The 12,512-nt window shown below is 55.0% G+C and carries 11 protein-coding genes; 8 read left to right on the top strand and 3 right to left on the bottom strand.

Translation table 11 applies throughout. The features are described 5' to 3' along the window. Positions 1 to 160 precede the first annotated feature (160 nt). Complete coding sequence (gene pckA, locus ACQ0PY_RS01830; protein WP_042998423.1) at positions 161 to 1,780, top strand: phosphoenolpyruvate carboxykinase (ATP); 1,620 nt, start codon at positions 161 to 163, stop codon at positions 1,778 to 1,780. Between the two features lie 52 nt (positions 1,781 to 1,832). Here the strand turns inward: pckA and envZ are convergent, their stop codons facing one another. Together envZ and ompR are read right to left on the bottom strand one after the other, a co-directional pair. Next, positions 1,833 to 3,185 carry a two-component system sensor histidine kinase EnvZ gene (gene envZ, locus ACQ0PY_RS01825; protein WP_042998424.1) on the bottom strand — a complete coding sequence of 451 codons (1,353 nt, stop codon included), beginning with the start codon at positions 3,183 to 3,185 and terminating at the stop codon, positions 1,833 to 1,835. Continuing rightward, positions 3,182 to 3,901, bottom strand: a complete 720-nt coding sequence (gene ompR / locus ACQ0PY_RS01820) for an osmolarity response regulator transcription factor OmpR (RefSeq protein ID WP_001157751.1) — start codon at positions 3,899 to 3,901, stop codon at positions 3,182 to 3,184. Before ompR ends, envZ begins: the two co-directional genes overlap by 4 nt. A gap of 226 nt (positions 3,902 to 4,127) precedes the next feature. Here ompR and greB point away from each other — a divergent pair, with 226 nt between their 5' ends. The 5 genes from greB to feoC all read left to right on the top strand — a co-directional run bounded on the left by greB (position 4,128) and on the right by feoC (position 10,203). Next, positions 4,128 to 4,601, top strand: coding sequence for a transcription elongation factor GreB (greB, locus tag ACQ0PY_RS01815; RefSeq protein ID WP_109739773.1), 474 nt, complete (start codon positions 4,128 to 4,130; stop codon positions 4,599 to 4,601). 98 nt (positions 4,602 to 4,699) lie between these two features. Then, on the top strand, positions 4,700 to 7,015 hold the full coding sequence (locus tag ACQ0PY_RS01810; protein WP_054176473.1) for a Tex family protein: 2,316 nt from the start codon (positions 4,700 to 4,702) through the stop codon (positions 7,013 to 7,015). Positions 7,016 to 7,389: 374 nt separating this feature from the next. Then, positions 7,390 to 7,617 (top strand): ferrous iron transporter A, encoded by a 228-nt coding sequence (gene feoA, locus ACQ0PY_RS01805; protein WP_042998427.1) that lies wholly within the window; start codon positions 7,390 to 7,392, stop codon positions 7,615 to 7,617. A gap of 18 nt (positions 7,618 to 7,635) precedes the next feature. Beyond that, positions 7,636 to 9,957 (top strand): Fe(2+) transporter permease subunit FeoB, encoded by a 2,322-nt coding sequence (gene feoB, locus ACQ0PY_RS01800; RefSeq protein WP_042998428.1) that lies wholly within the window; start codon positions 7,636 to 7,638, stop codon positions 9,955 to 9,957. 9 nt (positions 9,958 to 9,966) lie between these two features. After that, positions 9,967 to 10,203, top strand: a complete 237-nt coding sequence (gene feoC, locus ACQ0PY_RS01795; RefSeq protein ID WP_042998429.1) for a [Fe-S]-dependent transcriptional repressor FeoC — start codon at positions 9,967 to 9,969, stop codon at positions 10,201 to 10,203. A 158-nt stretch (positions 10,204 to 10,361) separates the two neighbouring features. On the opposite strand, the gene bioH is transcribed toward feoC, so the two are convergent. Next, the gene (bioH, locus tag ACQ0PY_RS01790; RefSeq protein ID WP_044263808.1) at positions 10,362 to 11,132 is read right to left on the bottom strand and encodes a pimeloyl-ACP methyl ester esterase BioH; all 771 of its coding nucleotides are present in this window, start codon (positions 11,130 to 11,132) and stop codon (positions 10,362 to 10,364) included. Between the two features lie 37 nt (positions 11,133 to 11,169). On the opposite strand from bioH, the gene gntX reads away from it, so the two are divergent. Together gntX and nfuA are read left to right on the top strand one after the other, a co-directional pair. After that, on the top strand, positions 11,170 to 11,853 hold the full coding sequence (gene gntX / locus ACQ0PY_RS01785) for a DNA utilization protein GntX (protein ID WP_044327482.1): 684 nt from the start codon (positions 11,170 to 11,172) through the stop codon (positions 11,851 to 11,853). Positions 11,854 to 11,911: 58 nt separating this feature from the next. Then, positions 11,912 to 12,487, top strand: a complete 576-nt coding sequence (gene nfuA, locus ACQ0PY_RS01780; protein ID WP_042998432.1) for a Fe-S biogenesis protein NfuA — start codon at positions 11,912 to 11,914, stop codon at positions 12,485 to 12,487. Positions 12,488 to 12,512: the final 25 nt, after the last annotated feature.

The raw sequence follows: 12,512 nt of genomic DNA, 5'->3' as shown, positions 1-12,512 counted from the left end.
ATTCCTGCCATAATAAGCCCCGCTTCGTGACTGGAGTCACAGCGTTTTCAGTCAATCGTGATTTTGTCCAGATAAGTAAATCTATGAGCCTTGTCGCGGTTAACACCCCCAAAAAAACCTTACTATTCCAGGTAATACATATTGGCTAAGGAGCAGTGATATGCGCGTGAAACGATTAACCCCGCAAGATCTCAAGGCTTATGGTATCAGCGACGTTCAGGATATCGTCTACAACCCCAGCTATGAAACCCTTTATCAGGAAGAGCTAGACCCAAGCCTGGAAGGTTATGAGCGTGGTGTGTTGACGAACCTGGGTGCCGTTGCAGTTGATACCGGTATTTTCACCGGACGTTCGCCGAAGGATAAGTACATTGTTCGTGATGACACCACGCGTGATACGCTGTGGTGGTCCGACAAAGGAAAAGGCAAGAACGACAACAAACCGCTATCCCAGGAAACCTGGCAGCACCTGAAAGGATTAGTCACTAAACAACTTTCCGGTAAACGTCTGTTTATCGTTGATGCTTTCTGTGGCGCAAACGCCGATACTCGCCTCTCTGTCCGCTTCATTACCGAAGTGGCGTGGCAGGCGCATTTCGTGAAGAACATGTTCATCCGCCCAAGCGATGACGAACTGGAAGGCTTTGAGCCTGACTTTATCGTGATGAACGGCGCGAAGTGCACGAACCCACAGTGGAAAGAGCAGGGTCTGAACTCCGAAAACTTTGTCGCCTTCAACCTGACCGAACGTATCCAGCTGATTGGTGGTACCTGGTACGGCGGCGAAATGAAGAAAGGTATGTTCTCGGTGATGAACTATCTGCTGCCGCTGAAAGGCATTGCCTCCATGCACTGTTCCGCCAACGTGGGCGAGAAAGGCGACGTTGCGGTGTTCTTCGGTCTTTCCGGCACCGGGAAAACCACCCTCTCCACCGACCCGAAACGCCGTCTGATCGGCGATGACGAGCACGGCTGGGATGACGATGGCGTGTTCAACTTTGAAGGCGGTTGCTACGCAAAAACGATCAAGCTGTCGAAAGAAGCGGAACCGGAAATCTACAACGCTATCCGCCGTGATGCGCTGTTAGAAAACGTCACCGTGCGCGACGATGGGACTATCGATTTTGACGACGGCTCGAAAACCGAGAATACCCGCGTTTCCTATCCTATCTATCACATCGAAAATATCGTTAAACCGGTTTCCAAAGCCGGCCATGCCACGAAGGTGATCTTCCTGACCGCTGATGCTTTTGGCGTGCTGCCACCGGTTTCTCGCCTGACCGCCAACCAGACGCAGTACCACTTCCTGTCTGGCTTCACGGCTAAACTGGCGGGTACGGAACGCGGTGTCACCGAGCCGACGCCAACCTTCTCCGCCTGCTTCGGCGCGGCATTCCTGTCGCTGCATCCGACGCAGTATGCTGAAGTGCTGGTGAAACGCATGCAGGCCTCAGGTGCGCAGGCATACCTGGTCAACACTGGCTGGAACGGTACGGGCAAACGTATCTCCATCAAAGATACCCGCGCCATTATCGACGCTATCCTGAACGGTTCTCTGGACGATGCAGAAACCTTCAACCTGCCGATGTTTGATCTGGCGATCCCGACCGAACTTCCAGGCGTGGATACCCGTATTCTCGACCCGCGTAATACCTACGGGTCTCCGGAACAGTGGCAGGAAAAAGCCACTGCGCTGGCGAAACTGTTCATCGAGAACTTCGAGAAATACACCGATACGCCAGCAGGCGAAGCATTGGTCAGTGCCGGGCCGAAGCTGTAAGTCAGTCCGGATAAAGTAAAAATAACAAGGGAGGCATTTCGCCTCCCTTTTTTTACGCCTCTTTAGTCGTCCCCTGGACGCGGACCACAGGAACCGGTAGCCAGGCGCGGATAGAGAGCCCGCCCCGCTCGCTGGTGCCGATCTCCAGCAGCCCGTTATGGTTGTCCACGATACGCTGCACAATCGCCAGTCCCAGACCGGTTCCGCTGGTGCTACGCGCACTGTCGCCACGGACAAACGGCTGGAACAGGTGTTTACGCTGCTCAGGCTTAATGCCGGGGCCATCATCTTCCACCTGGAACCAGGCGCGATGCGGTTCCGTCCCGCTACTGACTTTGATCCATCCGTTGCCATAACGCGCAGCGTTCACCACCATGTTGGCGACTGCACGCTTGATAGACAGCGGGTGCATCTTCACCTGAATGCTACCCGGCTGAAGCGCCGTCTCAATTTCGCGCTCATAGCCACTTTCTGCCGCCACCACTTCGCCCAGCACGGCGTTGAGATCGGCCATCTCCATCGGCATCTCCTGCCCGGTGCGCAGGTAGTCGATGAACTGTTCAATGATCGCGTTGCACTCTTCGATATCTTTATTGATGGACTCCGCCAGATAACCATCCTGCTCGCCCATCATCTCTGTCGCCAGACGAATACGCGTCAGCGGGGTGCGGAGATCGTGACTGACCCCCGCCATCAGCAGCGTTCGGTCATCCGCGAGCTGCTTCACCCCGGCTGCCATATGGTTGAAGGCGCGGGTCACCGAGCGGACCTCAGAGGCGCCGTACTCACGCAGCGGCGGTGGAATAATGCCTTTCCCTACCTGCAGCGCGGCATGTTCGAGATCCACAAGGGGTCGGTTTTGTATACGTATAAACAGCCACGCCCCCCCTATTGCCAACAACATGATGGCCAGCGTATAGCGAAACAGCGGGGAGAAATCGCCCTGATGAATTTCCGTTAACGGAACGCGCACCCAGATATTGGGTGACAGCCAGGTTTTCAGCCAGACAACCGGCGAGCTTTTGTTGACCTCAACGCGCACTTCCGTCGGCCCGCCCAGCTGCTGCGCCATCTGATGGCTTAAAAATTCATAGTGTTGCGCCCAACGCAGTCCCGCCTCTTCGGCGGCTTCGTTGGAATAAAGAGAAATCCCCAGCTCACGGTAAATTTCCCGGCGAAAAGCGGGAGGCACCACCAGTTGCGTGCCGTCCTCCAGTTGCAGTTTATCGGTCATCAGCATACGCACTTCGTAGGCCAGGACCTTATTAAACTGCTGGAGACTCGGCAGAATCGCAAAGTTCAGCACCACCAGATAGGTCGTCACCAGACTGACAAACAGCAGGGTGACGATGAGCAGCAGCGTGCGGGCAAATGAACTTCGTGGCGAGAAGCGCATTCGCCTCATGCTTTAGAACCGTCCGGTACAAAAACGTAACCCAGGCCCCACACGGTCTGGATATAACGCGGATGAGCGGGATCTTCTTCCACCATGCGGCGCAAACGAGAAATCTGTACGTCGATGGAACGCTCCATTGCGGAATACTCACGACCACGCGCCAGGTTCATCAGTTTGTCACGGGACAGCGGCTCGCGCGGGTGGCTCACCAGCGCTTTCAGTACCGCAAATTCACCACTAGTGAGCGGCATCGGCTCGTCTTCACGGAACATTTCGCGAGTGCCCAGGTTTAATTTGAACTTACCAAAAGCGATGACCGCCTCTTCCTGAGAAGGCGCGCCCGGCAGTTCGTTCGCCTGACGACGCAGCACCGCCCGAATACGCGCCAGCAGTTCGCGTGGGTTAAACGGTTTCGGGATATAGTCATCGGCGCCGATTTCCAGCCCGACAATACGGTCAACTTCTTCCCCTTTCGCCGTGACCATGATGATCGGCATCGGGTTACTCTGGCTGCGCAGACGGCGGCAAATAGACAGGCCATCTTCACCCGGCAGCATCAGATCCAGTACCATAAGGTGGAAAGATTCGCGGGTTAGCAGGCGATCCATTTGCTCGGCGTTAGCGACGCTTCGAACCTGGAAGCCCTGTTCGGTCAGATAACGCTCCAGCAGCGCGCGCAGGCGCATGTCGTCATCGACCACCAGAATTTTATAGTTCTCTTGCATTGTTTGTACTCCCAAAGGTTCGCAACAATTGAAGGTATGTATTCTTAAAAAAGCTTACGTTCGTCACCAGCGAATTCTGGTATGAATTCCAGGCTAAATTGTTACAAAGCATATTTAACAGCAGCTTAAGTATACAATGAAACGCGCAGCACATTATTTATTCTGTTATCAGGGTGACGTAATACGAATTGTGCGCTTCGTCACAGACTTAAAGGTAATCAATAAGATGAAAACGCCTCTGATCACCCGGGAAGGGTACGAAAAACTCAAAAGTGAGCTTAATTACCTCTGGCGTGAAGAACGCCCGGAAGTCACAAAAAAGGTGACCTGGGCGGCGAGTCTGGGTGACCGCAGTGAGAATGCCGACTATCAGTATAATAAAAAGCGCCTGCGTGAGATCGACCGACGCGTCCGTTACCTGACTAAATGCATGGAGAATTTGAAGATCGTCGATTACTCCCCGCAGCAGGAAGGCAAAGTGTTTTTCGGCGCATGGGTAGAAATTGAGAATGACGATGGCGATACCCGTCGCTTTCGGATTGTCGGCTACGATGAAATTTTTGGCCGCAAAGATTATATCTCCATCGACTCGCCGATGGCGCGCGCGCTGCTGAAAAAAGAGGTCGGCGATCTCGCGGTGGTCAACACGCCTGGTGGGGAAGCAAGCTGGTACGTGAATGCGATCGAATACGAAAAATGAGCAGGAACAATCCGAAGCCCCGCGCTATGGCTGGCGTTTTTGCCCATCAATCCGTATAACTGTTCCCTGATTTTTTACTCAGTAGATGAAGCCAATCCATGATGAATGATTCTTTCTGCCGCATTATTGCGGGTGAAATTCAGGCCCGGGCCGACCAGGTCACCGCTGCCGTTCGCCTGCTTGACGAAGGGAACACCGTGCCGTTTATCGCACGTTACCGTAAGGAAATCACCGGCGGCCTGGATGATACGCAACTGCGTAATCTGGAGACCCGACTGGGCTATTTGCGCGAACTGGAAGAGCGCCGTCAGGCCATTCTCAAGTCCATTTCCGAGCAAGGCAAACTGACCGATGATCTGGCGACTGCCATCAACGGCACGTTAAGTAAGACCGAACTCGAAGATCTTTACCTCCCGTATAAACCCAAACGCCGCACCCGTGGACAGATAGCGATTGAAGCCGGTCTGGAACCGCTGGCCGACCTGTTGTGGAACGACCCGTCACACGATCCGGACACCGAAGCGGCAAAATATATCGATGCAGAGAAAGGGGTTGCCGACAGCAAAGCCGCGCTTGATGGCGCACGCTATATCCTGATGGAACGCTTTGCCGAAGACGCCGCGCTGCTGGCGAAGGTACGTGACTATCTGTGGAAAAATGCCCATCTGGTTGCCAGCGTAGTCAGCGGTAAAGAAGAGGAAGGCGCAAAATTCCGCGACTATTTCGATCATCACGAGCCGATCGCCTCCGTGCCTTCTCACCGTGCGCTGGCAATGTTCCGCGGCCGTAATGAAGGCGTGTTGCAGCTTTCGCTGAATGCCGATCCGCAGTTCGATGAGCCGCCGAAAGAGAGCTACTGCGAGCAGATCATTATGGATCACCTCGGCCTGCGTCTGAACAACGCACCGGCAGACAGCTGGCGCAAAGGCGTGGTGAGCTGGACGTGGCGTATCAAGGTGCTTATGCACCTCGAGACCGAGCTGATGGGGACTGTCCGCGAGCGCGCGGAGGACGAAGCAATCAACGTATTCGCCCGCAACCTGCACGACCTGTTGATGGCGGCACCAGCGGGTCTGCGTGCCACTATGGGCCTCGATCCGGGTCTGCGTACCGGGGTAAAAGTCGCCGTGGTGGATGGCACTGGTAAGCTGGTCGCCACCGATACCATCTATCCTCACACCGGTCAGGCGGCGAAAGCCGCCATGGTAGTGGCTGCGCTGTGTGAGAAGTACAATGTGGAACTGGTGGCGATTGGTAACGGCACCGCCTCGCGTGAAACCGAACGCTTCTTCCTCGATGTACAGAAACAGTTCCCGAAAGTGACGGCGCAGAAAGTGATCGTCAGCGAAGCCGGGGCGTCAGTCTATTCCGCGTCAGAACTGGCAGCCCAGGAGTTCCCGGATCTCGACGTCTCGCTGCGCGGCGCGGTCTCTATTGCGCGCCGTCTGCAGGATCCGCTCGCTGAGCTGGTGAAAATCGATCCGAAATCGATCGGCGTCGGTCAGTATCAGCATGACGTCAGCCAGACACAGTTAGCCCGTAAGCTGGACGCGGTAGTGGAAGACTGTGTGAACGCCGTCGGCGTTGATTTGAATACGGCATCGGTTCCGCTGTTAACCCGTGTAGCCGGTCTGACCCGAATGATGGCGCAGAATATCGTGGCCTGGCGCGACGAGAACGGGCAGTTCCAGAATCGTCAGCAACTGCTGAAAGTCAGCCGACTGGGACCGAAAGCCTTCGAACAGTGCGCAGGCTTCCTGCGTATTAACCACGGTGATAACCCGCTGGATGCCTCCACCGTTCACCCGGAAGCCTATCCGGTCGTGGAACGTATTCTGGCGGCAACCCAACAGGCGCTGAAAGATCTGATGGGCAACAGCAGCGAACTGCGCAATCTGAAAGCCGTCGATTTCACCGACGACAAGTTCGGTGTCCCGACCGTCAGTGACATCATCAAAGAGCTGGAGAAACCAGGTCGCGATCCGCGTCCGGAATTCAAAACCGCGCAGTTTGCCGATGGCGTTGAAACCATGAACGATTTGCAGCCGGGGATGGTTCTCGAGGGTGCCGTCACCAACGTCACCAACTTTGGTGCGTTTGTGGATATCGGCGTTCACCAGGATGGACTGGTTCACATCTCATCGCTGTCGAACAAGTTTGTTGACGATCCCCACACCGTGGTGAAAGCGGGCGACATCGTGAAGGTGAAAGTACTGGAAGTTGACCTGCAACGTAAGCGTATTGCCCTGACGATGCGTCTGGACGAACAGCCGGGTGAAACCAATGCCCGTCGCGGCGGCGGCAATGATCGTCCGGCAGCGAAAGCGGCAAAACCACGTACTCGTGAAGCGCAGCCCGCCGGTAACAGCGCGATGATGGATGCGCTGGCGGCAGCAATGGGTAAAAAACGTTAAGTTTAGATCGAGTGCCGGATGGCGGCGGAACCGCCCTGTCCGGCCCTTTACCGCATCCACCTTCTCCATCGCGTTATATTTATCACGCCATTAACAGATGAAACCTTAATTAAACATTAACAACGTTAATTTATTAAGAATTCAAATCATTTCACCTGCTGGTTATTATTTTTGAGCCATATCAAAAATGACGCAGATTATTATTCAAACCTACATTCCGTCACATTTAATCGGTTGAAGATAAAAACCATTCTCATTATCATTGCATTGTTGATTATTTACTCTTTCCTTCGTTGGCTAATCATCTGGTCTCATGCCGCGCCCCTTTGCCCCATGAGGTAAACATCCAGTTAGCGAGAAACAAGTAGGTTCTTATGCAATTTGCTCCAGATACTGCGTGGAAAATCACTGGTTTTTCCCGAGAAATAAGTCCTGCATACCGTCAGAAACTGCTTTCCCTCGGCATGCTCCCGGGTTCCTCATTTAACGTGGTGCGCGTCGCCCCCTTAGGCGATCCTGTCCATATTGAAACGCGTCGCGTTAGCCTGGTATTGCGTAAAAAAGACCTGGCATTATTAGAAGTGGAAGCGGTTTCCTGTTAATACAGTGAGTCTATAACGATGAAAAAATTAACCATTGGCTTAATTGGTAATCCAAATTCCGGCAAGACAACCCTGTTTAACCAACTGACCGGTGCGCGCCAGCGCGTAGGCAACTGGGCTGGGGTCACCGTGGAACGTAAAGAGGGGCAATTCACGACCACGGATCATCAGGTCACGCTGGTCGATCTGCCCGGCACGTATTCGCTCACTACCATCTCTTCGCAAACCTCTCTGGATGAGCAGATTGCCTGCCACTACATTCTGAGCGGCGACGCCGACCTGTTAATTAACGTGGTAGATGCCTCAAATCTTGAGCGTAACCTCTATCTGACGCTGCAACTGCTTGAGCTGGGCATTCCCTGCATTGTTGCACTCAACATGCTCGACATTGCGGAAAAACAGAAAATCCGCATTGATATCGATGCCCTTTCAACCCGCCTTGGCTGCCCGGTCGTCCCGCTGGTTTCTACCCGTGGACGCGGTATCGAAGCGCTGAAGCTGGCGATTGACCGCCACAGCAAGAACGAAAACGTTGAACTGGTGCATTACGCCCAGCCGCTGCTGCGTGAGGCCGATAAACTGGCAAACGCCATGGCTAAAGAAATGCCGGTACAACAGCGCCGCTGGCTCGGCCTGCAAATGCTGGAAGGGGATATCTACAGCCGGGCATACGCCGGTGACGCTGCTGCGCAACTGGATATTTCGCTGGCGCATCTGAGCGACGAGATGGACGACCCGGCACTGCATATCGCCGATGCGCGTTACCAGTGCATTGCGGCGATCTGCGACGTGGTGAGCAATACTTTAACAGCAGAACCCAGCCGCTTTACAACGGCGGTGGATAAAATCATCCTCAACCGTTTTCTCGGTCTGCCGATCTTCCTGTTTGTGATGTACCTGATGTTCCTGCTTGCCATTAACATTGGCGGCGCGCTGGCCCCGATTTTTGATGCTGGCTCTGTGGCGATTTTTATTCACGGTATCCAGTGGATCGGTTATACCCTTCACTTCCCGGACTGGCTGACCATTTTCCTCGCCCAAGGGCTGGGCGGTGGGATTAACACCGTTCTGCCGCTGGTTCCGCAGATCGGCATGATGTACCTGTTCCTCTCGTTCCTCGAAGACTCCGGTTACATGGCGCGCGCAGCGTTTGTGATGGACCGTCTGATGCAGGCGCTGGGACTGCCGGGCAAATCATTCGTCCCGCTGATTGTCGGCTTTGGCTGCAACGTGCCATCGGTGATGGGGGCCCGCACCCTGGATGCGCCACGTGAGCGTCTGATGACGATCATGATGGCACCGTTCATGTCCTGTGGGGCACGACTGGCGATTTTCGCCGTGTTTGCGGCGGCCTTCTTCGGGCAGAACGGCGCGCTGGCGGTGTTCTCCCTGTATGTGCTGGGCATTGTGATGGCGGTTCTGACCGGCCTGATGCTCAAACACACGATCATGCGTGGCGAAGCGTCTCCGTTTGTTATGGAGCTTCCGGTTTATCACGTCCCGCATATCAAGAGTCTGATCATCCAGACCTGGCAGCGCCTGAAAGGGTTTGTGCTGCGCGCCGGTAAAGTGATCGTCATTGTCAGCATCTTCCTGAGCGCGTTTAACAGCTTTTCACTCAGCGGCAAGATTGTCGATAATATCAACGATTCGGCGCTGGCCTCCGTCAGTCGCGTCATCACTCCCATCTTTAAACCGATTGGTGTTCATGAAGACAACTGGCAGGCAACGGTTGGGCTGTTCACGGGTGCGATGGCGAAAGAAGTGGTGGTCGGTACACTCAACACGCTCTATACCGCAGAAAACATTCAGGATGAGGAATTTAATCCGGCTGAATTTAATCTTGGCGATGAGCTGCTGAGCGCGCTGGATGAAACCTGGCAGAGCCTGAAAGATACTTTCAGCCTGAGCGTACTGGCGAACCCTATTGAAGCCAGCAAAGGCGACGGAGAAATGGCGACTGGCGCAATGGGCGTCATGGATGCGAAATTTGGCAGCGCGGCGGCAGCCTACAGCTACCTGATTTTCGTCCTGCTGTATGTTCCCTGCATCTCGGTAATGGGGGCAATTGCCCGTGAATCGAGCCGCGGCTGGATGGGCTTCTCCATTCTGTGGGGGCTGAACATCGCCTACTCGCTGTCAACCCTGTTCTACCAGGTCGCCAGCTACAGTGAGCATCCGCGCTACAGTCTGGTTTGTATCCTGGCCGTGATCCTGTTTAACGTTGTGGTGCTGGGACTGCTGCGCCGGGCGCGTAGCCGGGTGGATGTCAATCTGCTGGCCACGCGGAAAAAAGCCAGCGATTGCTGCGCCAGTACAACCACCGGCGATTGTCACTAAGGTGTCACGATGGCTTCGCTAATTCAGGTTCGCGATTTATTGGCCTTGCGGGGGCGCATGGAGGCAGCGCAAATCAGCCATACATTGCAAACGCCGCAGCCGATGATCGACGCCATGCTCAGTCAACTGGAAATGATGGGTAAAGCTATGCGGATTCAGGAAGAACCTGACGGCTGTCTCTCCGGAAGCTGCAAAAGTTGCCCGGAAGGCAAAGCCTGCCTGCGTGAATGGTGGGCGCTGCGTTAAGGTATTACGGAGAGTCCGCAAGCAGCACGGCGTTTGTATGGTGCGTCGTTGCCACTGGTGGTTACCGTCGTTCCTGATGACGAGATTATGCTGCATCGCGCGGAACCATTAATCTCCGGCCCAGTAAGTAAGACACTTTCCGGGCATTTTTCTTCGCGTTACAGTCTTTGCTTTAGCGCCACCAGCGTCTGACAGAATTCATCAGGATGCGAAATAAACGGGGCATGCGCTGCCCTGGCAAAGATAAACGATTCGCTCGCTGGCCATAGTGCATCAAGCAGTGGCACCACCTTGCGGGGAACCAACCCGTCAAGATAGCCGTACAAACGCAGGAACGGTACCGTTAACGATGTCAGTGACTCGCGCAGATCAACCGTTTTCAGGATCTCCAGCCCTCCGTTAAGCACATCTACCGGCGGCATCGGCAGCGCCAGCACGGTCTTTTTCAATGCGCGTGCATCCTGACGCGCCGTTTCCGTTCCCATCGTTTGCAATGCCAGAAAGCGCTCTACCGTCCGCTGGAAGTCTTCACTCAGTTGCTGCTGGAACCCCGCCAGGACTTCCGGCTTAATCCCCGGCCAATTTTCACGTGCGCTGAAACAGGGCGATGACGCCACCGTCACCAGCGCCTGAACGCGCTCGGGATGAGTTAATGCCACCTGGCTCGCCACTAACCCGCCAAGACTCCAGCCGAGCCAGATAGCGCTCTCTGGCGCCAGTTCCAGGACGCGCTCCGCCATTTCCTCAAGCGTCATGGCCCCAAAACCCTGGCTGCGGCCAAAACCCGGTAAATCGACCAGATGCAGCGTGAAATGCGAGCTCAGTTCCTCGCTAATGCAATGCCATACTTCGGCGTTAAGTCCCCATCCGTGCAGCAGCACAAGATGACAATTTCCCTCTCCACGGGTCTGCCACCAGATGTCATTCATCAGTTACTGTTCTCTTTTCGCCAACAAGGATGAATCTATGCTAACAGTACCGGGATTATGCTGGCTATGCCGAATGCCGCTGGCGCTGAGTCGTTGGGGGATCTGTTCTGTATGCGAACGCGCTGCGCGTCGGCACGTCTCGCTCTGTCCACGATGTGGACTCCCCTCCGCGCATCCCACAATGGCCTGCGGGCGCTGCCTGCAAAAACCGCCGCCCTGGCAGCGACTGATTACCGTCAGCGATTATGCCCCGCCGCTCAGCACGCTCATTCATCAACTTAAGTTTTCCCGGCGCAGCGACATCGCCCCCGCGCTGTCGCGCGTTTTGCTGCTGGAGGTATTGCAGGCGCGTCGTCAGACCGGGCTGACCCTGCCGGACAGGCTGATTAGCGTTCCTCTATGGCAGCGCCGCCACTGGCGCAGGGGGTTTAATCAGAGCGATCTGTTGTGCCAGTCGCTGTCTCGCTGGCTGCGCTGTCCCTGGGACAGTCGAAGCGTTACGCGCATTCGCCCTACCGCCACTCAGCACCATCTCAGTGCCAGATTGCGCAAGCGCAACCTGAAAAATGCCTTTCGCCTTGAATTGCCGGTGAAGGGACTCCATATGGTTGTTGTGGATGATGTCATCACGACCGGGAGTACCGTCGCGGAGATCGCACAGCTGCTTTTACGCAACGGCGCGGCGACTGTCCAGGTATGGTGCCTGTGTCGAACCTTGTAGAGCCTCGATGATGGGCGTATTATAACCAACTAAAATAGTCAACTATTAGGCCATTACTATGATCCGTATTTCCGATGCTGCACAAGCGCACTTTGCCAAACTGCTGGCAAATCAGGAAGAAGGGACACAAATCCGTGTATTTGTGATTAATCCCGGTACGCCTAACGCTGAATGTGGCGTTTCTTATTGTCCGCCGGACGCCGTGGAAGCAACCGACACCGCCCTGAAATTTGACCTGCTGACCGCTTATGTTGATGAGCTGAGCGCGCCCTATCTGGAAGACGCTGAGATCGATTTCGTGACCGATCAACTGGGTTCCCAACTGACGCTAAAAGCGCCGAACGCGAAAATGCGTAAAGTGGCTGACGATGCGCCGCTGATGGAACGCGTGGAGTATATGCTCCAGTCGCAAATCAACCCGCAGCTTGCCGGTCACGGTGGTCGTGTCTCTCTGATGGAGATCACCGACGAAGGCTACGCCATTCTGCAGTTTGGTGGCGGCTGTAACGGCTGTTCCATGGTCGATGTGACCCTGAAAGAAGGGATCGAGAAGCAGCTGCTGAACGAGTTCCCGGAACTGAAAGGCGTTCGCGACCTGACCGAACACCAGCGTGGCGAACACTCCTACTACTAAGTTCGCTGCTCGCGTATTGCCCGAT

Source organism: Citrobacter sp. LST-B2, assembly GCF_057983045.1.
Note: the sequence above shows the minus strand (reverse complement) of the source record. Positions and strands in the feature narration are given on the sequence as shown.

Coding starts and splice junctions, on each gene's coding strand:
- feoA (WP_042998427.1), top strand. CDS start 7,390: ATGCAATTTGCTCCAGATACTGCGTGGAAAATCACTGGTTTTTCCCGA.
- feoC (WP_042998429.1), top strand. CDS start 9,967: ATGGCTTCGCTAATTCAGGTTCGCGATTTATTGGCCTTGCGGGGGCGC.
- greB (WP_109739773.1), top strand. CDS start 4,128: ATGAAAACGCCTCTGATCACCCGGGAAGGGTACGAAAAACTCAAAAGT.
- envZ (WP_042998424.1), bottom strand. CDS start 3,185: ATGAGGCGAATGCGCTTCTCGCCACGAAGTTCATTTGCCCGCACGCTG.
- gntX (WP_044327482.1), top strand. CDS start 11,170: ATGCTAACAGTACCGGGATTATGCTGGCTATGCCGAATGCCGCTGGCG.
- ompR (WP_001157751.1), bottom strand. CDS start 3,901: ATGCAAGAGAACTATAAAATTCTGGTGGTCGATGACGACATGCGCCTG.
- bioH (WP_044263808.1), bottom strand. CDS start 11,132: ATGAATGACATCTGGTGGCAGACCCGTGGAGAGGGAAATTGTCATCTT.
- feoB (WP_042998428.1), top strand. CDS start 7,636: ATGAAAAAATTAACCATTGGCTTAATTGGTAATCCAAATTCCGGCAAG.
- pckA (WP_042998423.1), top strand. CDS start 161: ATGCGCGTGAAACGATTAACCCCGCAAGATCTCAAGGCTTATGGTATC.
- ACQ0PY_RS01810 (WP_054176473.1), top strand. CDS start 4,700: ATGATGAATGATTCTTTCTGCCGCATTATTGCGGGTGAAATTCAGGCC.
- nfuA (WP_042998432.1), top strand. CDS start 11,912: ATGATCCGTATTTCCGATGCTGCACAAGCGCACTTTGCCAAACTGCTG.